The following is a 19,162-nucleotide window of genomic DNA, read 5'->3' on the forward strand; positions in this document are numbered from 1 at the left end:
ACTCTCCTTCAGCTTCGGTCCGGGACATGGGCACGTGCCGGACCGTCGTTAGCTTGAGTTACTCATCGCTGCGTACTCATCAGGCGCTCATCGCAATCTCGACCTGCTTCCTCATCGCTACACAACAATGGGCCGGTTCTGCGTGCCGACACAGCACCGCACGCCGACCACGGCTACTACAACGCCGTCGGCCGGCTCAGACATTCCAACCCTAACCGGAGTACCCCCCGGATCCGCCACTCGGGGTGGCGCCGATCAGCGCCTCCACACGTGAGAGGTCCCACCCGGTGGAGCCCCCTCCGTCGCGGCTCCGGAAGGCGCGTGCCCACACCCTGCGACGCACGGCGAGCTCGAAGCACCGCCGGTCGTCGTGCAGGTAGGCACCGCGCCCGGGACGTCGACCCCGGGTGTCGGGCGTGATGACCGTGCCCTCGGCCACCAGCCGCACGAGGTCGGACTGGACTGCCTGTGACCGGCACCCCACGCACGTGCGCACGGGTCGGTCAAGACCGCCTTCTTCCACCCTATCGCGTCGGGACACGGGCGCGACCCGATTATTCGCCCGCGGCGGCGTCGGCGTCCGCCCCGGCCTCGTCGGCGGGCTCGGCGTCGGAGCGGATGTCGATGCGCCATCCGGTGAGCCGGGCGGCCAGCCGGGCGTTCTGCCCCTCCTTGCCGATCGCCAGCGACTGCTGGTAGTCGGGCACGACGACACGCGCGACCCGGGCCGCCATGTCGAGGATCTCCACCGAGTTCACCCGGGCGGGCGACAGGGCGTTGGCCACGAAGACCGCCGGGTCGTCCGAGTAGTCGACGATGTCGATCTTCTCGCCGTGCAGCTCGGCCATGACGTTGCGGACCCGGCTGCCCAGCGGGCCGATGCAGGCGCCCTTGGCGTTGACGCCGCCTCGGTTGGAGCGGACGGCCATCTTGGTCCGGTGTCCGGCCTCACGGGCGATCGAGGCGATCTCCACGGTGCCGTCGGCGATCTCGGGCACCTCCAGCTCGAAGAGCTTGCGGACCAGGTTGGGATGCGTCCGCGAGAGCGTGACCGAGGGGCCCCGATGGCCCTTGCGGACCTGCACGACGTACGCGCGCAGGCGCTCGCCGTGTGTGTAGGTCTCGGTCGGCACCTGCTCCTGCGGGGGCAGGATGGCCTCGATCTTGCCGAGGTCGACCAGCACGTTCCTGGGGTCCTTGCCCTGCTGGATGATGCCGGAGACGATGTCGTGCTCGCGGCCGGCGAACTCGCCCAGGGTGAGCTCGTCCTCGGCGTCACGCAGGCGCTGGAGGATGACCTGCTTCGCCGTCGAGGTCGCGATCCGACCGAACCCGGTGGGGGTGCCGTCGTACTCGCCGACGACCTCGCCCTCCTCGTCGAGCTCGGCCGTCCACACGGTCACGTGACCGGTGGAGCGGTTCAGCTCGACCCGGGCGCGCTTGTCGGCGCCCTCCTCACGGTGGTAGGCGATCAACAGGGCGTCCTCGATGGCCTTGGCCACCAGTTCGACCGCGATGTCCTTCTCACGCTCCAGGCTGCGCAGGACACTCATGTCAATATCCACGGGGCTCCCCCTCTAGTCCGCCGCGTCGGCGTCGGCGTCGCGACGGAATTCCACCTGCACCTTGCCCTTGGCCAGTTCGGCGTGGGCGAAGGTCCGGGGTCGGCCCTTGACGTCCAGGGTGACCCCCCGGTCGTCGGCGTCGGTGACACGGCCGGTGACCTCGCCGCCCTCGGCGAGGGTGGCCTTCACCAGTCGGCCGCGGGAGCGGCGCCAGTGGCGGGGCTGCGTCAGGGGGCGGTCCACGCCGGGAGAGGTGACCTCCAGGACGTAGGGAAGCTCACCCATGACGTCGGAGGCGTCCAGGGCGTCGTTGACGTCCTGGGAGACCTCCCCCACCGTGTCCAGGTCGACCCCGTCGTCGGAGTCCACGACCACACGCAGTACCCGGCGCTTTCCCGCCGGTGTCAGATCGACGGCCTCCAGGTCCAGTCCGGCCTTGGCCAGTACCGGCTCCAGCAGCTCGGCGATGCGCTCGAGACGCGCCTGCGCTCCCATGTCGTGTCTGCCCCTCCAACAACGGCGAAATTCCGCCCGCTCGGCCTGTGGCCCGGGGCGGTCCAGCTCTGTACGTAGTCTGCGACTTGTCCCGCGCGTCGCGGGTCGTGTTGCAAGGGTATCCACTCCCGGACACGTTCCAGGTCGCCGACGGTCGACGGGGCGCGTCGAAACGCGTGCGGGCCGTGGAAGGATGGGGCGCGACGAGAGGAGGGCGGCGTGCGCCGAAGCAGCGTCAGCCGCCGCACCGCACTGGGTGTGGCGTTGGCCGCGGGGCTGGCCGGGTGCGGCCGCACCGAGTGGTACCCGTCCGACATGACCCCGGAGGAGTACGTGCTGCGCGCGATGATCCGGGAGAAGGAGCGGACGGTGGCGCGCTACGAGGCGGCGCTGGCGAACGGCGGCGGCCCGGAGGAACTGCTCACCCGCATCCTGGAGCACCACCTGTCCCACGTGGACGCGCTCACGGACGCCCTGCCGGAGAACCCGGCGGCGGAGACCCCCGGGGCGGGGACCCCCGCCCCGGACGCGGTGCTGGGCACGGCCGAACTGAGCGCTCTGGAGTCGGCCGCGGCGAGCGCGCGCGTCGACCGGGCCCTGGCCGTCGCCGACCCGGGGCTGGCGCAACTGATCAGCGGGATCGGGGCGTGCGAGGCCGGGCACGCCTACCTTCTGGACCGGGAGCAGCACGGGTGAGTGGAACGACGAACGTCACCGGGGCACTGGCCGAGGCGCTCGGCGCCGAGCACGCGGCCGTGTACGGGTACGAGTACATGCGCGGGGTCGCCGGGGACCAGGGGCGCCGCGACGCCGCGGGAGAGCACTCCCGTCTGCACAAGGCGCTGCGCGACGCGCTGCACGACGTCGCCGTGGACCAGGGGTTCGAGCCCGAGCCCGCCCGCACGTCCTACCCGCTGCCCCCGGAGCAGGACGGGGCGAGCCTGGACGCGTACGCGGTGGGTCTGGAGGAGACCACGGCCCGGGCGTACGTCTGGTTGACCGCGGCCGGGGACCCCTCGCTGCGCTCGACCGCGGCCCGCGCGCTCCAGGAGGCCACCGTGCGCGCACTGGTGTGGGGCGGCGGACTCGACTCGCTGCCGGGCTTCGAGGAGGCCTGACCGCCGCACGCGCCCCGTCGGGCCGCCTCGACCGGTTCCGCGCCCCGGAGCGCCGGGAACCGGTCGGCGCCCGCCCGCCCACCCTCCGCGCAGGTGCTCGCGGAGCGGGCAGACCGCCCGGCGGCGGGGGCGGGCTGGGCATCCGGCGCCCGCCCCCGCCGCTACCGGTTCAGGCCCGGCAGGCCGCCTCGGCTCGGTCGACGATCTCGGCCAGGGCGACCTCCTCGCGGTCGCCGGTGGCGCGGTCGCGCAGCTCGACGAGCCCGTCCTTGAGACCGCGGCCGACGATGACGCCGGTCGGGACCCCCAGCAGCTCGGCGTCGGTGAACTTCACACCGGGCGAGACGCCCCTGCGGTCGTCCACCAGGACGCGCAGGCCCCGGGCCTCCAGCTCAGCGCCGATCCGCAGCGCCTCCTCGATCTGCTCGCCCTTGCCGGTGCCGACCACGTGCACGTCGGCCGGGGCCACCTCGCGCGGCCACACGATGCCCTTGTCGTCGTGGGACTGCTCCACGATCGAGGCGACCGCCCGGGAGACGCCGATGCCGTAGGAGCCCATGGTGATCCGCTTGGGCTTGCCGTCCGCGCCCAGCGCGTCCACCTGGAAGGCGTCGGTGTACTTGCGGCCGAGCTGGAAGATGTGGCCGATCTCGATCCCGCGCGCCGTGTACAGCGTGCCCTCACCGTCGGGCGACGGGTCGCCGTCGCGCACCTCGGCGACGTCGATGGTGCCGTCCGGGGTGAAGTCGCGTCCGGCGACCAGGTCCACCACGTGGTGGTCGGCCTCGTCGGCGCCGGTCACCCACGACGTACCGGTCACCACGCGCGGGTCGACCAGGTAGCGGACCTTGTTGTCGAGCAGCGCGCGCGGGCCGATGTAGCCCTTGACCAGGAACGGGTTGGCGGCGAAGTCCGCCTCGTCCAGGAGGGCGACTTCGGCGGGCTCCATGGCCGCCTCCAGGCGCTTGAGGTCGACCTCGCGGTCGCCGGGCAGCCCGATGCCGAGCAGCTCCCACTCCCGGGCGCCGGGGGCACGCGTCTTGACCAGCACGTTCTTCAGGGTGTCGGCCTCGGTGAAGTCCCGGCCCAGCCCGGCGGCGTTGAGGAAGTCCACCAGTGTCTGGATCGTCGCCGTGCCCGGCGTGTGGTGGACCCGGGCCTCGGGCAGCCCCTCGACCGACCGCGCGGGCGGCGCGGGGGTCGTGACGGCCTCGACGTTGGCGGCGTAGTCGGACTCCGTGCTGCGCACGAAGGTGTCCTCACCGGTCCGCGCCACGGCCAGGAACTCCTCGGAGGCCGAACCGCCCATGGCGCCGGAGGTGGCCGAGACGATCACGTAGTCCAGACCGAGCCGGTCGAAGATCCGGATGTAGGCGGCGCGGTGGGCGTCGTAGGAGGCCTGGAGGCCCTCGTCGTCGATGTCGAAGGAGTAGGAGTCCTTCATGTGGAACTCGCGGCCGCGCAGTACGCCCGCCCGGGGGCGGGCCTCGTCGCGGAACTTCTCCTGGATCTGGTAGAGCACGACCGGGAAGTCCTTGTAGGACGAGTACTCGCCCTTCACCAGGAGCGTGAACAGCTCCTCGTGGGTGGGACCGAGCAGGTAGTCGGCGCCCTTGCGGTCCTTGAGGCGGAAGAGGGTGTCGCCGTACTCCGTCCAGCGCCCGCTCTCCTCGTAGTACTCCTTGGGGAGCAGGGCGGGGAGGAGGACCTCCTGGGCGCCGATGGCGTCCATCTCCTCCCGCACGACCCGGGACACGTTCTCCAGGACCATCTTGCCCAGGGGCAGCCACGAGTAGACGCCGGGCGCGGCTCGGCGCACGAAACCGGCGCGCACGAGCAGCTTGTGGCTCGGCACCTCGGCGTCCGCCGGGTCCTCACGCAGGGTGCGCAGGAACAGGTTCGACATCCGCAGTAGCACGGCCACTCCTCATCGCTGGCGCCGGTGGGGCGCTCGTCGGGACTCTCGGAAACCCAGGCTAGCGGGAGTGGCGACACGTTCGTGCGTGCCGGGCGCGGGCGGGGCACCCGGCGGGGGAGCACCGGGGACGCGGTCACCGCCGGTACGGTTCCGGCCCCTGAGGGGTTCGCCCGGACCGGCGTCACGGCCGCGCCCGGTCGGGCAGGGTGAGGATCTCGGCTCCGTCGTCGGTGACGGCGATCGTGTGCTCGCTGTGCGCCGCCCCGCAGCCCGTCGCGCTCCGGAGCGTCCAGCCGTCGGCGTCGGTGACGAGTTCGGCGGTGTCCGCCATGACCCACGGCTCCAGCGCCAGCAGCATCCCCGGTCGCAGCCGGTATCCGCGGCCGGGCCGCCCGGTGTTGGGAACGTGCGGGTCCTGGTGCATCGTCGACCCGATGCCGTGCCCTCCGAACTCGGTGTTGACCGGGTACCCCGCCTCGCCGAGGACCGTACCGATGGCGTGGGAGATGTCGCCGACGCGGACTCCGGGCCCGGCGGCGGCGATCCCCGCGGCCAGCGCTCGTTCGGTCGCACTGATCATCGCGACGCTCTCCGGGGGCCTCGTGTCGCCCACGACGAAGCTGACGGCGGCGTCGGCGGCGACCCCGTCCCTGGAGACGGCGAGGTCGAGTGTGAGCAGATCGCCGTCGGCGAGTGCGCGGTCGTACGGCCGTCCGTGGAGCACGGCGTCGTTGACGGCCGTGCAGACGTGGTGGCCGAACGGGCCGAGCCCGAAGGACGGCTCGTAGTCGACGTAGCAGGACCGCGCCCCCGCCTCGACGATCATGGCCTCGGCCCGGCGGTCGAGGTCCAGGAGGTTCGTGCCGACCGTGCTGCGCCTCCTCAGGGTCTGCAGGATGTCGGCGACCAGGGCGCCCGTGTCTCTCGCCAGAGCCAGCCTGGTGGGGTTCAGGATCTCGATCATGCGGCACCCTTCTCACGCACCCAATAACTATACCGTCCTTACTATACCGGCAGTGGCGCCGCGTCCGGAACCGGATCCACAAGGCCGGGGGCACGGCCCCGGGCCGACGACCCCGTTCGGTGCACCTAGCCTGGGAGGATCAGCGAACGGAATCGGGGCGACATGGGCAGACGGCGTGCGCGCGAGGCGGACTCGGCGCCGGAGGAACCCGGGGCACTCGGAGTACCCGGGGCCGAACTGCTCGCCGACGCCGACCGCCCCGACTCCTGGTTCCTGGTGGTCGAGGGCACCCCGCAGTCCCACGTCGACCTCAGCGACCCCACCCACCTCGACTTCTCCTACGTCCGGCGGATCGCGCACGCCGCCGACCTGGTGGCGCCCCCGGGGGAGCCGATCGACGCCCTGCACCTGGGTGCGGGGGCGCTCACGCTGGCCCGCTACGTCGCGCACACCCGGCCGGGCTCGCGGCAGCGCGCGGTCGACGTGGACGCCCCGCTGGTGGAGATGGTGCGCCGACGGCTGCCGTGGGACCGCCGCGCCCAGCTGCGCGTGGGGATCGGCGACGCACGCGAGTGGATCGCCGCCCGGCGCGACGCCAGTGCGGACCTCATCGTCAGCGACGTCTTCGCGGGCGCCCGGACCCCGGCTCGGCTGACCTCGGTCGAGTTCTACGCCGAGGCCGCGCGCGTACTGCGCCCCGGCGGCCTCCTCATGGTGAACATCGGCGACGGCCACGGGCTCGACCACGCGCGCGCACAGGTCGCCACGGCCCGCGCGGTCCTGCCGCACGCGGTGCTGACCGCCGAGCCGGGCGTCCTGCGCGGGCGCAGGTTCGGCAACCTCGTCCTGGCCGCGGGGCACCTGCCGCCGCCCGCCGACGAACTGGGCCGCCGCGCGCACCGCGACCCCGAGATGGCACGCCTGCTGGAGGGAGGGGACCTCGACCGGTTCGCGTCGGGCCGGGCTCCGGTGCGGGACTCCGACGCGGTGGACTCCCCCGCTCCCCCGGACGGGATCTTCTGACGGACTCCGGCGGACGGCGTACTCCACCGGGAGTACACGCGGCGCGGGAGAGCCCTCTCCCGGACGACGCGCGACCCCGACACCCTGCCCGTACCGTCGATGGTGTGGCAGCACTACTCCCGCGCCCCACGCGCACCGACGCCCGGACCGCCCTGGCCGTGACGCTCCTGGCCCTGGGCAGCACCATCGTGGTCGCACTGCACGACTCCACCCCCGCGTCCCGGGAACCGTGGCCGTGGGGGTACGCCCTCATCCTGGCCGCGTGCCTGCCCGTGTTCTGGCGGAGCACGCTGACGCGCGTCGGCACGGTCGTGTCGGTCGTCGCGGTGACCTTCTACTACCCGATGGCCTTCCCCGACGGTCTGGTGGTCGTCGCGGCGGCGGTGATGCTGTACTCAGCGGTCCGGCTCGGCCACCGCACCTTCGGATGGACGGTCGGGATCGGCCAGTTCGCCTCGACCGCCGTGTACGAGGTGGTCACGACCGGAACGGTGCGGATGGAGGCCGCCGGCCTCGTGGCGTGGGTGCTGGTCCTGCTGTGCTCCGCCGAGGTGATGCGATGGCGGGCGCGGTACCAGCGCGCCGACGCCGAGCGGGCCGCCGAGGCCACGCGCACCCGGGAGGAGGAGCTGCTCCGGCGGGCCGCCGACGAACGGCTGCGGCTGGCGCGCGACGTCCACGACACCGTCGCCCACAACATCTCCCTGATCAACGTGCAGGCCGGGACGGCGCTGTACCTCATGGAGAACGAACCCGAGCGGGCCGCCGAGGCCCTGGCCACCATCAAGGCGACCAGCAAGGACACCCTCTCCGAACTGCGCGCCATGCTCGGCGTGCTGCGCTCGGCCGACGAGGCCGCGCCCCGCTCCCCCGTCCGGGGCCTGGACCACCTCGGGGAACTGGTGGAGGGCGCCCGGCGGGCGGGGGTCGAGGTGCGCCTGGAGACGACGGGGCGGCCCCGGCACCTGCCCGTGGGAACCGGCACCGCCGCCTACCGCACCGTCCAGGAGGCCCTGACCAACGTGGTCCGCCACTCGGGTGCCGCCTCCGCGACGGTACGGATCGACCACCGCGACACGGCCCTGGAGATCGAGGTCACCGACGACGGGCACGGCACCGTCGGTCCCCCCGTCCCGGGCAACGGCATCACCGGTATGGCCGAGCGGGCCGCCCTGCTCGGCGGCACGGTGGACGCGCACCCCCTGGACGGGGGAGGATTCCGGGTACGGGCGCAGCTACCGTCGGACGGTGGCGGGTGTCCCCCCAACACGGCCTCCGACGGGGCCGCGCCCCCCGACGGAACGGAACGACGTTGATCCGAGTGCTGCTCGCCGACGACCAGGCCCTGGTGCGCGCGGGGTTCCGCGCGCTCCTGGACAGCGCACCGGACATCCAGGTGGTCGCCGAGGCGCCCGACGGCGCGGAGGCGGTGCGGCTGGCCCGTGAGGAGCGCCCCGACGTCGTCCTCATGGACATCCGTATGCCGGGCGTCGACGGACTGGAGGCGGCCGACCGGATCCTGTCGGACCGGCTCCTGGAACGCACCAGGGTCGTCATCCTCACCACGTTCGACCTGGACGAGCACATCTTCGAGGCGCTGCGGTCGGGGGCGAGCGGGTTCCTGGTCAAGGACACCGAACCGGCGGACCTGCTCCAGGCGGTGCGGGTCGTGCACGGGGGCGAGGCCCTGCTGTCGCCGGGGGTCACGCGGCGGATCATCGCCGACTACGCGCTACGCCCCCGCAGCGCCCCGGAGCCGTCGACGCGGCTGAACGGGCTCACCGAGCGCGAACGCGAGGTGGTCGCGCTGGTGGGGACGGGTATGTCCAACGAGGAGATCGCGGTGCGCCTGGTGGTCAGCCCCGCCACGGCCAAGACGCACGTGAGCCGGGCGATGGTGAAGCTGGGGGCGCGGGACCGGGCGCAGCTGGTCGTCATCGCCTACGAGACCGCGCTGGTCACCCCGCAGTGGCGCCAGGAGGACTGACGGGCGCCCGCACGGCCCGGGCACGGGGGTGCGGCGGTCAGGGGCCGGAAGGGGCGACGACCCCTGAGCCTCCCTCGGGGATCCTCCCTACACGCCTCGGAGTAGCCGCGGCGGCGGGTGTACACCGGGGAGCGGTACACGGGTGACGCCGACGGGACGATGTGCGGAGCCGGGTCAGCGGCCGATGCTGGGACCCGTCCACGGCACCCGACCCCGAGGCCCACGATGTTCGAAGATCCCCTCCTGCTCGCGCGGCTCCAGTTCGCGCTGACGGCCGCCACGCACTACACGTTCGTGGCCCTGACCCTGGGCCTGGCCCCCTACATCCTGGTCACCCAGCTGATCGCCACCGCCCGGCGCGACCGTGCGCGGATGACCGCGGTCCGTTTCTGGGGCGGCCTGTACCTGGTCAACTACGGCATGGGGATCCTCTCCGGCCTGGTCATGGAACTCCAGCTCGGGCTGAACTGGAGCGGCCTCCAGGAGATGTTCGGCTACTCCTTCGCCGCGCCGCTCGCCCTGGAGACGATGACCGCGTTCTTCGTCGAGTCCACCTTCCTCGGGTTGTGGATCTTCGGGTGGGACCGGATGGGCCGGTGGGCGCACCTGGGCTGCTTCGCCGTGGTGACCGCGACCGCCTACGCGTCCGCGTGGTGGGTCCTGGTCGCCAACGGGTTCCTGCGCAACCCGGTCGGGTTCGAGATGGTCGACGGTGTGGCGCACCTGAGGGACCCGGTCGGGCTGATGACCAACCCGGCGGCCGTCATGGCCTTCGGGCACATCGTGACCAGCGCACTGCTGCTCGGGGCGCTGGTGGTCGCGGCCGTGAGCGCCCACCACCTGGTGCGCGGAAACGACCCGCACGGGATCTTCCGCCGGGGCGTGCGCTACGCGGCGATCACCGTCACGCTCATGGCGATGCCCGTGGCGACGTTCGGCGGGATCCAGTTCGGGATCTTCGGGGAGGGTCCGCCCACCAGCGGCCTCACGTACACCCCGGAGGAGATCGCGGCGATCGAGGCGGCCCGGGAGGGCGGCGCGGCCTCGGTGGTCGGTACGGCCGGGGAGCTGACGATGATCATGGTGTGGATGCTGCTCGTCGCGCTCGGGCCGATCATGCTGCTGGTGTGGCCGTTCGGCGGACTCGACCGGTGGCGCTGGTTCCTCGCCCCGCTCGTGGTGACCCCCGTCCTGCCGTACGCGGCGAGCGTCGGCGGCTGGGTGTTCCGCGAGACCAACCGCCAGCCGTGGGCCGTCGTCCACCACCTCACCACGGCGGACGCGATGACGCCCATGTCGCCCGGGATGGCCCTGCTGTCCTTCTCGCTCTTCACGGCCGCGTTCGCGGTCCTGGCCACGGTCACCGGCTGGCTCCTGGTGCGCTACGCCCGGCGCGGCCCGGCGGGCGGCCCCCTCGCCGCCCGGCGCGAGGCCGGGCCCGAGGAGCCCGCCTCCCCCGTCCACTCGTTCTGACCCCCTGGGAGCACACCATGGACGTCCTGTCCTCCGCACTGCTCGCCCTCCTGTTCACGGGCTACCTCGTCCTGGCGGGTTCCGACGTCGGCCTGGGGATGCTGATGCCCGTCGTGGCGCGCACACCCGACCAGCGCCGTCGGGCCGTCTCCGCCGTCGCGCCCTACTTCCTCGCCTCGGAGGTGTGGCTGGTCGCCGCCGTCGGTGTCCTGGCCGGGTTGTTCCCCCTCACCGAACACCACCTGGTCGCGGAGCTGTGGCCGGTGCTCGTCGCCCTCCTCGCCGGATGGCTGGTCCGCGACGCCGGACTGTGGTTGCGCGCGCGGACCGACCGGCCGGGGTGGCGGTCCGCATGCGACGGCGCCGTCGTGGCGGGCGGCTGGGCGATCGCGGTCGCGTGGGGGCTGGTGGTCGCCGGGCTGCTCACCGGGGGGCTGGTCGCGAGCCCCTTCACCGCGGCGTGCGCGGCGACGGTGGCCTGCCTGTTCGCGTTCCGGGGCGCGGCCTTCGGCGCCGAGCGCCTCGCCGGCGCGGACGACTGCGACAGCGCGGACGTCGCCGCCCGCGCGACGCGCCTGCTGGCCCGGGCCGGTCTGGGCCTCGGCGTGCTCGCCGTGGTCACGGCGTTCCTGCCCGGGGGGCCGGCGGGCGGCTCGCCGATCGTGGCAACGGCCCTGGCGGCGGCCCTGCTCGGCGCACTGGTGATGACGAGCGGGTTGAGCGGTCCGATGCTGTCACGGCACACGTCGGCGGTCGCGATCGCGGTTCCGGGCGCGTTGGTGGCGCTGACGGCCGACCTCCCGACCGCTCCGATCCCGGACACGACCGTCGTGTTCGTGTGGGCCGGGCTCGCACCGATGGTTCCGGTCATGGTCTTGGGGCAGGTTTGGCTCTACCGAATGACACGCCGACCGGCGGTGGAACCGACCTTCTTCGCCTGACCGCAACGCTGGCGAAAGAGCAGTTCAGACGATGAGCGCGCAGGGAAGGTCGCGGCTCCCCGCCGGTCCGGCGCGACCCGTCGGGAACGCCCCTCCGGTTGGAGGAGCCGGCCAGGGGGCACCCCTTGGTCGGGAAGCGCACCCGTGCCGCCCCTCCCACCTGGGAGCAAGCGCGGACGTGATCGCCCGCGGGTGCCGTCGTACCCCGAGGAGGGACCGTGACTCACCCCCTGACCACACCCCCGGCACTGAGTGGATGCAACTGCGGCTCCGGCTGCGGCTGCGGCTGCCAGAACGGCGGCTCCTGCAGTTGCGGCGGGAGCTGCGGGTAGAGACCACAGGAACACCGGTGCGGCGACACGCCGTCGCCCGACACGCCGTGAGCGGGCCGTCCCTCCCCCGGAGGGCGGCCCGTACCCCGCACCCCGCGTGTCGCGACATTCCGCAATGATAGTTATACTCTGTGTGACATCGCGAGGCCGCGTAGCCACCCGGCGGGGGGAGATCAGCGATGTCACCGTTCACCACGCCAGCGCCGCGCGGAGGGATGACCTCCGAACACGCGCGACTGCTCCGCTGCGTCCAGGGCATCCGGGAACGTTCGGCCCGTGCGGTTCCCTGGGAGCCCGACACGGTCGGCCTGCCGCCCGCGGGCGACTCCGGCGGCGCCCTGGCCCGCATCAACGACGTCGCCTTCTACGCGAGCGCGCGGGATGAGGTCACCGCCCTCGCCGGGGTCTGTGTGGACCTGCTCTTCCTGCACAGACCCGACGAGGGGGACGGGGGCCACCGGTGCCTGGGGTGCGGACTGCCGTGGCCGTGCCTGACCTTCGGTGAACTCACCCGGCTCCTGCGCTGACCGGAACCGGAGCGCGGGGCCGCCGCACCCCGGAACGCAGGACGCCGCCCGGCGGGGTCGGGGCGCGATCCGACCGCACCGGGCGGCGCTGTGTGCACTCGCCGTCCGTTGGCGCCCGATGACCGAACAACCGGGCGCCCTCACCGGGCGAGGTATACCCAGAGGCTAAACTGAAACTCGTTCTACCGCAAGACCCGGGCCATCACCGAACACGACGAAGGCCCGGCGAACCAGGCTCACCGGACCCATGGAACGTGATCTAGCCAGCGATCTCGACCGGGAACTGGATCGCCGCGCGGTCCGCCAGCATCGGGCGGATGACGGCCAGTGCGGCCTGGTGCGCGGGGTGGTCCCGGTAGGCGACGAAACCCGCCTCGCCGTCGACGTCGGCGACCACGGCGAAGTCGTAGGCTCCCTCGCTGATCCCCGCATCCGCCCCGAAGGCGTAGCAGCGCAGTTCGGGGATGGCGCCGGGCAGTTCGCCGAGGAGCTTCTCAACCTGGGCCACCCCGGCCGGCGTGACGTCGTCCCGCCACCGGAACAGTGCGATGTGTCGGATTCCCATACGAGAGAACCTACCCCGGCCTCGTCACGGGGGCGGCCAGGCCCAGGGGCGGGGGACAGCCCCTGGGACCGGCCTGGGGCGCGAGGCGCAGCGACCCGTGAACTCTCCGAGAGCAGGACCCCCCAAACACGACGGGGCGCACCTCACACCACCGACGTTAACGAGACGGCGGTAACGCGAACACCCTCCAACAGGTAACCGGAATGTCTCGATTCACTGGACGGACACCCCGAACACACCCTGCTGACCTGCGACGACACAAAGTCACGGGGATGTCACGAACCATCTCCCCCATCCGCCCCGTCCGCCATGGAGACCCCACAGGCCCCACAGATCCCAGCCCCCAGGAACCGAAACCGTCGGAGACCGCACCCGGGCGCCACCGAACAATCACGGAACCGCCGAGGTTGCATCCGGTTGCAATTCCCACCGGAAAGGAGAACAAAAAAACACCCCGGGTTTCCCCAGGGTGCCAGGTCAACTGATCCTTGTCGCCAGGAGATAGGCGGAGGGCGAATCGGCGTCGACGATGTCCGTGACCCTCCAGGCCTGCCCGCCGACGGTGAAGACGTCACCGACGCGGACGTCGATCATCGGCGTGGGACGCCACTCCTTCGGACCGCCGATCTTCGCCACCGGCTGACCGTCCTCCGCGGTCCAGAACTGACCGCCGCCGACCGGACCACCGGCGAAACGATCGTTCCTCCCGTAACTGATCTTCTCCTGCGCACCGACCTCGTGGACCACCGTGGATTCAGTCCCAACCGTCTCGGATTCCATGAAAAAAAGCGGCATGCCGACCAGGTCGAGCCAAAGGCACAGAGCACTTTCCCGCCGGGCCGGTAATTCAGCAGACTAGTGCACGAAAATAATGCGCGGGCGGGACCTTGGTCCCGACCCGCGCACGGAAATACGGTGTGTGACGCGTTTCTCAGTCGCGCCCCGCGGCGCCCCCACCGCCCTTCAGACGGCCCACCAGGGTCTCCAGAGCCGAACTGAAGGGGTGGTCGTGCACCATGTACGTCCACGTCATCGACGGACGCTTGACACCGACCTCGCTGACGTCGAGCTCGCCGTCACGCACCTCCAGCTCCTCGAAGCTCTTGGCGGCACGCGCACGCGCCTCGTCGAGGAAGCCCTTGAAGACCGGCACCGCCTCCCGGTTGAACTCGTCGAGGGGATCGCGACGGCCGAGGAAGCGCAGGTGGATACCCTCCCGCAGCTCCGCCAGGAAGGCGTTGTGGTCGGTCCAGCCACGGTCCAGGTGGTAGAGCGTGATCAGCCGGGCCGCCCGATCCACGGCCTCCTCGCCGAGTTCCCCGACCAGTTCCCGGTACCGCTCCGAGCTGTCCGCGGCCACGTGGCGGGCGCCCTCGTCACCGGTCAGCACCTTCTCCCGGTGCTCCAGCACCACATCCCTCTGGACGTCGATCAACTGGTTGTACCGCCAGGTGTTGCGGTGCACCTCCAGCAGCTGCCCCTCGGCCACCCGCTGGGCGTGGTCGACCTCGGCCAGCCAGCCCTCACCGGTGATCTCACCGTCGCCGTCGGGCTGGTAGCCGGTGGTCTCCGACCCGTGGTTGACCAGCAGGTCGTCGTCCATGCTGACGAAGAAGATGGAGTCGCCGGGGTCGCCCTGGCGGCCCGCGCGCCCCCGGAGCTGACCGTCCAGGCGGCTGGAGGGGTAACGGCCGAAGCCCATGACGTACAGACCGCCCTCGTCGACCACGCGGTCGCGGTCGGACATGTCGCTGCCGCCCAGACGGATGTCGGTGCCCCGACCGGCCATCTGGGTCGACACCGTGATCGCGCCGTGGGTACCGGCCTCGGCGATGATCGCGGCCTCGTCGGCGTCGTTCTTGGCGTTGAGGACCACGCACTCCAGCCCGGCCTCGCGCAACCGCCCGGCCAGCAGCTCGGACTCGGCCACGTCCTGCGTGCCGATGAGGATCGGGCGGCCCGACCCGTGGACCTCCTCGACCTTCGCGACGAGCGCGTCCTCCTTCTCCTCGCGCGTGGCGTACAGGCGCGTGCCGTGGTCCTCGCGCACGCACGGCTTGTTGTCGGGGATGACCGCGACCTCGAGCTCGTAGAACTCGCGCAGCTGCTCCGCCACGGCCATGGCGGTACCGGTCATCCCGGCGCGGGTGGGGTAGCGCAGGACGAGCGACTGGACGGTGATCGAGTCGAGGACCTCACCGGTCTCACTCAGCTCGACCTTCTCCTTGGCCTCGACGGCGGCCTGGAGCCCGTCCGGCCAACGCTGGAGCAGGGCGATCCGGCCGCGCGACTCGTTGATCAGGCGCACCTCGCCGTCACGTACGACGTAGTGGACGTCGCGCTGGAGCAGGACGTGGGCGTGCAGGGCCAGATTGACCTGCGGCAGGACGGAGGTGTCCTCCTCGGAGTAGAGGTCGATGCCGCCCAGGGCCTTCTCCACCGCGTCGATGCCCGCGTCGGTGAGCTGGACGTTGCGCCCCTCACCGTCGACCTCGTAGTGCAGGCGCGGCGTGAGCGTGCGCACGACGTCGGCCATCTCCACGTCCGCGGAGACGCTCTCGGCGGCACCGGCCAGGACGAGCGGCACGCGCGCCTCGTCGACGAGCACGGAGTCGGCCTCGTCGATGATGGCGACGCTGGGCTCGGGTACGACACGGTCGTCGGCGTCGGTGACCATCCGGTCGCGCAGGACGTCGAAGCCCAGTTCGCTGACGGCCACGTAGGTGACGTCGCAGGAGTAGGCGGCGCGGCGCTCCTGCGGGGCCGACTCCTCGTTGATCCAGCCGGCGGTGACGCCGAGCAGGTCGTAGAGGGGCCGCATCCACTCGGCGTCGCGCCTGGCGAGGTAGTCGTTGACGCTCAGGACGTGCACCCGCCGGCCGCGCAGCGAGAACCCGGCGGCGGCGAGGGCACCGGCGAGGGTCTTGCCCTCACCGGTGGCCATCTCCGCGACGTGCCCGTCGAGCAGGGCCATGACGCCCAGCAGCTGCGAGTCGAAGGGGCGCTCGTCCAGCGCGCGCCGGGCCGCCTCACGGCCGACGGCGCACAGCGACACGAGGTCGTCACGTTCGTAGGGGAGCTCGGCGTTCCCGAGGTCGATGGCGCGGTCCGTCAGCTCGGCGTCGCTGAGCTCACGCAGACCGTCCTCCTCGGCCTCGATCGCCGGCAGGAGCTTGGTATAGGGCCGCAGATCCACCGCGCCTGGTTTGCCCAGGAGGCGGCGGACGCTTTCCGCCATTCGTCCGAACACCACGCCAGGGTAACGCCGAGCACAACCCCCGGGTTCCCGCGGAGGGTCCCCTCAGGCGAGTTGGCGGTGCGGGCGCTGCCGGGCTTCGAGCGCCATCGCGTGTTTGACGAGGGTGACCAGGACCCCCACGACGGACTGCCGGTCGCGCGCGTCGCAGTGGACGATCGGCACGTCCGGGGTCAGGTCCAGCGCGTCGCGCAGTTCCTCGACCGTGTAGCCGGCCTCGGGGTCGAAGTCGTTGACGGCCACGACGAAGGGGAGGCGGTACTGGCGCTCGAAGTAGTCCAGCGCCTGGAAGGTGTCGGCCAGACGGCGGGTGTCGGCGAGGATCACGGCGCCCAGGGCACCCCTGACCAGGTCGTCCCACATGAACCAGAACCGCTGCTGCCCGGGCGTGCCGAACAGGAACAGGGTCAGGTCGGTCTCCAGGGAGATCCGCCCGAAGTCCATCGCGACCGTGGTGCTGGTCTTGTCCGGTGTGTGGGAGAGGTCGTCGACACCCGCGCTGGCCTCGGTCACGGCGGCCTCGGTGCGCACGGGAGGGATCTCCGAGACGGCTCCGACGAACGTGGTCTTGCCGACTCCGAAACCACCGGCCACGATGATCTTCGTGGAGAGCCCTGTCGCCGCCTGCGCGTGCTGGGAGCTGTTGGCTTGATGGATCACAGTAAGTCCTAGCGGAGAGTGCCGGGCGCGCACACGGACGGTGGATCGGCGCGTCCCGGGCTTGAGGGGCGCGGTCTCCCCCCGGGGTCCGAACCACCGCGAGGGGCACCGCCCCTGGAACCTAACACCGGAACGCCGTCAGTGAAGGCGATTCCGCGCAGTGTGACCGGACACCCACCGCCCCGTTCCGGGGACGCGGTGCGGCTCCGGACACGTCGGGGAGCCACGGGTCCGGACGAGGCGCCTCGTGGCGGGCGGTCCGCGCCCGCGGACACACCGTAACCAGCAAAGCACGGAAGCTTACCCCGGTGGACCGACTTTACGACTTTGTGAGCGGCCGTTTCCGGCCGCTTCCGGCCGCCCCGATCCCTGTCCGGGACCGGCGGCGGAGTCTACGGTGGAGGACGGGGCACTCGCCAAGGATCGGTCGCCGGGACTCCTGGCACGAGCGGGCGACCGAGGAGGGCGCCTCGGCGGCGCACCTGGACGCCCGTCCGCGGACCGACGCCTCGCTCTTCGGTGTCGGAGGCGGGTGGCGACCCCAGTCCGACGCCCGCGAAGCCCGTCGGCCCACATCCGTCCACGTGGGTCGGCGGGCCCGCCCGTCACCCGCCACCGCCCGGGAGCCGCTCCGCGGACAAGCGGGACACCCTCAACCGACGCCTCCGGCACCGCACCCCCACCCGGCACCCGCCACCGCCCGGGAGCCGCTCCGCGGACAAGCGGGACACCCTCAACCGACGCCTCCGGCACCGCACCCCCACCCGTCACCCGCCACCTGTGGACGAACCGAACGGCGGCACCGGTTGCCCGTAGGATGGACCCAGCCCCTCTCCGCACCGGGGCCGCACGTCGGCGGGAGCGAGGGGGCGCGTCCGACCCGTCGATTCCCCGAGGGAGCCGAGAACCCCACATGTCCGAGCAGCGCGTCGTCCGCCCCACTCCCATCAGCGGTTTCCCCGAGTGGACCCCACAGGTCCGGGCCGTGGAGCAGCGCTGGCTGGACCATATCCGGGCCGGGTTCGAGTCCTACGGCTTCGCGTCCGTGGAGACCCCCTCGGTGGAGAACCTGGACGTGCTGATGGCCAAGGGCGAGACCTCCCAGGAGGTCTACACCCTGCACCGGCTCCAGGCGGACGCCAGGGACGACTCCGACGCCAGGCTCGGGCTGCACTTCGACCTCACCGTGCCCTTCGCGCGGTACGTCGCCCAGCACTTCAACGAGCTGACCTTCCCGTTCAAGCGCTACCAGACGCAGCGCGTCTGGCGCGGCGAGCGCCCGCAGGAGGGCCGCTTCCGCGAGTTCACCCAGTGCGACATCGACGTCATCAACGTCGACTCCGTCCCGCTGCACTTCGACGCCGAGCTGCCGCGGATCGTCCACCAGGTGCTCAGCGGGCTGGACCTGCCCTCGTGGACGCTCAACGTGAACAACCGCAAGGTCCTCCAGGGCTTCTACGAGGGCCTGGGGGTCAAGGAACCGATCGCGGTCATCCGCGCCGTGGACAAGCTGCACAAGATCGGCGACGACGGCGTGCGCGACCTCCTCCTCGGCGAGGGCCTCAACGACGAGCAGGCCGACGCCTGCCTGTCCCTGGCCCGGGTGCGCGGTACCGGCAAGGACGTCGCCGGGAAGGTCGAGGCGCTGGGGGTCACCTCCGGCCTCCTCTCCGAGGGGCTGGAGGAGCTCACCTTCGTCCTGGACGAGCTGGCCGACCTCCCCGAGGGGAGCGTGGTCGCGGACCTGTCCATCGCGCGCGGGCTGGACTACTACACCGGCACCGTCTACGAGGCCTCCTTCGACGACGACCCCGGCTACGGCAGCATCTGCGCGGGCGGCCGGTACGAGGACCTGGCCGGCCAGTTCATCCGCCGCCGCCTGCCCGGTGTGGGCATCTCCATCGGCCTGACCCGCATCTTCGCCAAGCTCGTGGCGGAGGGCCGGATCGAGGAGGGACGCGTGTGCCCCACCGACGTCATGGTGGTGGTGCCCAGCGCCGAACGCCGGAAGGACGCCCTGCGCACCGGGTCGCTCCTGCGCGAGCGCGGTTTCAACACCGAGGTGTTCCACTCCACCGCCAAGGTCGGCAAGCAGATCCAGTACGCGTCGAAGAAGGGCATCCCCTTCGTCTGGTTCCCGCCCTTCGGTGAGGACGGCGACCACGAGGTCAAGGACATGGCCTCCGGCGAGCAGGGACCGGCCGACCCGGCGTCCTGGCGCCCCGCCGGCGACGGTGCCACGAGGTAGGGGCAGATAGCACCAACGGTCCCGGCATGGGTGGTTTCTGACCGCTCATGCCGGAACCGGCCATTCACGAGACAGCTCCGGCCGTTGGGT

At 72.0% G+C, this 19,162-nt stretch carries 18 protein-coding genes; 9 read left to right on the top strand and 9 right to left on the bottom strand.

The genetic code is table 11. The features are described from left to right. Window positions 1–211 precede the first annotated feature (211 nt). Genes ACTVAJ_RS18545 through rimP form a run of 3 tightly spaced genes read right to left on the bottom strand, consistent with a single transcriptional unit; the run spans window position 212 to window position 2,060 of the window. Entirely contained in the window at window positions 212–541 is a 330-nt protein-coding gene (locus ACTVAJ_RS18545; RefSeq protein ID WP_470389447.1) for a YlxR family protein, read from the bottom strand. 13 nt (window positions 542–554) lie between these two features. Continuing rightward, window positions 555–1,553, bottom strand: a complete 999-nt coding sequence (nusA, locus tag ACTVAJ_RS18550; protein WP_470389448.1) for a transcription termination factor NusA — start codon at window positions 1,551–1,553, stop codon at window positions 555–557. Between the two features lie 24 nt (window positions 1,554–1,577). After that, window positions 1,578–2,060 (bottom strand): ribosome maturation factor RimP, encoded by a 483-nt coding sequence (gene rimP, locus ACTVAJ_RS18555; protein WP_470389449.1) that lies wholly within the window; start codon window positions 2,058–2,060, stop codon window positions 1,578–1,580. A 219-nt stretch (window positions 2,061–2,279) separates the two neighbouring features. Here rimP and ACTVAJ_RS18560 point away from each other — a divergent pair, with 219 nt between their 5' ends. Beyond that, the gene (locus ACTVAJ_RS18560; protein WP_470389450.1) at window positions 2,280–2,756 is read left to right on the top strand and encodes a ferritin-like domain-containing protein; all 477 of its coding nucleotides are present in this window, start codon (window positions 2,280–2,282) and stop codon (window positions 2,754–2,756) included. After that, a complete protein-coding gene (locus ACTVAJ_RS18565; RefSeq protein WP_470389451.1) occupies window positions 2,753–3,178 on the top strand; it encodes a ferritin-like domain-containing protein in 426 nt (141 codons plus the stop codon). The genes ACTVAJ_RS18560 and ACTVAJ_RS18565 overlap by 4 nt, the downstream gene beginning before the upstream one ends. Before the next feature lie 169 nt (window positions 3,179–3,347). Here ACTVAJ_RS18565 and ACTVAJ_RS18570 read toward each other — a convergent pair whose 3' ends face one another. Then, window positions 3,348–5,096, bottom strand: coding sequence for a proline--tRNA ligase (locus ACTVAJ_RS18570; RefSeq protein WP_470389452.1), 1,749 nt, complete (start codon window positions 5,094–5,096; stop codon window positions 3,348–3,350). Window positions 5,097–5,277: 181 nt separating this feature from the next. Further along, entirely contained in the window at window positions 5,278–6,060 is a 783-nt protein-coding gene (gene map, locus ACTVAJ_RS18575) for a type I methionyl aminopeptidase (RefSeq protein WP_470389453.1), read from the bottom strand. 162 nt (window positions 6,061–6,222) lie between these two features. Between map and ACTVAJ_RS18580 the strand changes: the two genes are divergently transcribed. The 6 genes from ACTVAJ_RS18580 (at window position 6,223) to ACTVAJ_RS18605 (ending at window position 12,343) form a co-directional block, all read left to right on the top strand. Beyond that, a complete protein-coding gene (locus tag ACTVAJ_RS18580; RefSeq protein ID WP_470389454.1) occupies window positions 6,223–7,083 on the top strand; it encodes a spermidine synthase in 861 nt (286 codons plus the stop codon). Window positions 7,084–7,187: 104 nt separating this feature from the next. After that, on the top strand, window positions 7,188–8,399 hold the full coding sequence (locus ACTVAJ_RS18585; protein WP_470389455.1) for a sensor histidine kinase: 1,212 nt from the start codon (window positions 7,188–7,190) through the stop codon (window positions 8,397–8,399). Then, window positions 8,396–9,070, top strand: a complete 675-nt coding sequence (locus ACTVAJ_RS18590; protein ID WP_470389456.1) for a response regulator — start codon at window positions 8,396–8,398, stop codon at window positions 9,068–9,070. The genes ACTVAJ_RS18585 and ACTVAJ_RS18590 overlap by 4 nt, the downstream gene beginning before the upstream one ends. Window positions 9,071–9,295: 225 nt before the next feature. Continuing rightward, window positions 9,296–10,543 (top strand): cytochrome ubiquinol oxidase subunit I, encoded by a 1,248-nt coding sequence (locus tag ACTVAJ_RS18595; RefSeq protein ID WP_470389457.1) that lies wholly within the window; start codon window positions 9,296–9,298, stop codon window positions 10,541–10,543. A gap of 17 nt (window positions 10,544–10,560) precedes the next feature. Then, window positions 10,561–11,484, top strand: coding sequence for a cytochrome d ubiquinol oxidase subunit II (locus ACTVAJ_RS18600; RefSeq protein WP_470389458.1), 924 nt, complete (start codon window positions 10,561–10,563; stop codon window positions 11,482–11,484). Window positions 11,485–11,995: 511 nt separating this feature from the next. Then, window positions 11,996–12,343: a hypothetical protein gene (locus ACTVAJ_RS18605; protein WP_470389459.1), complete on the top strand. Its 348-nt coding sequence runs from the start codon at window positions 11,996–11,998 to the stop codon at window positions 12,341–12,343. Window positions 12,344–12,602: 259 nt separating this feature from the next. Here ACTVAJ_RS18605 and ACTVAJ_RS18610 read toward each other — a convergent pair whose 3' ends face one another. The 4 genes from ACTVAJ_RS18610 to ACTVAJ_RS18625 all read right to left on the bottom strand — a co-directional run bounded on the left by ACTVAJ_RS18610 (window position 12,603) and on the right by ACTVAJ_RS18625 (window position 16,824). Then, window positions 12,603–12,908: a Dabb family protein gene (locus ACTVAJ_RS18610; RefSeq protein ID WP_470389460.1), complete on the bottom strand. Its 306-nt coding sequence runs from the start codon at window positions 12,906–12,908 to the stop codon at window positions 12,603–12,605. A 477-nt stretch (window positions 12,909–13,385) separates the two neighbouring features. Continuing rightward, the gene (locus ACTVAJ_RS18615) at window positions 13,386–13,688 is read right to left on the bottom strand and encodes a DUF6406 domain-containing protein (RefSeq protein WP_470389461.1); all 303 of its coding nucleotides are present in this window, start codon (window positions 13,686–13,688) and stop codon (window positions 13,386–13,388) included. Window positions 13,689–13,839: 151 nt separating this feature from the next. After that, on the bottom strand, window positions 13,840–16,146 hold the full coding sequence (gene secA2, locus ACTVAJ_RS18620) for an accessory Sec system translocase SecA2 (RefSeq protein ID WP_470389462.1): 2,307 nt from the start codon (window positions 16,144–16,146) through the stop codon (window positions 13,840–13,842). A gap of 63 nt (window positions 16,147–16,209) precedes the next feature. Further along, the gene (locus tag ACTVAJ_RS18625; protein ID WP_470389463.1) at window positions 16,210–16,824 is read right to left on the bottom strand and encodes a GTP-binding protein; all 615 of its coding nucleotides are present in this window, start codon (window positions 16,822–16,824) and stop codon (window positions 16,210–16,212) included. 913 nt (window positions 16,825–17,737) lie between these two features. Here ACTVAJ_RS18625 and hisS point away from each other — a divergent pair. Beyond that, entirely contained in the window at window positions 17,738–19,072 is a 1,335-nt protein-coding gene (gene hisS / locus ACTVAJ_RS18630; RefSeq protein ID WP_470389464.1) for a histidine--tRNA ligase, read from the top strand. The last annotated feature ends 90 nt before the right edge of the window (window positions 19,073–19,162 follow it).

The organism is Nocardiopsis sp. KDC1DS13DA1, from assembly GCF_055632325.1.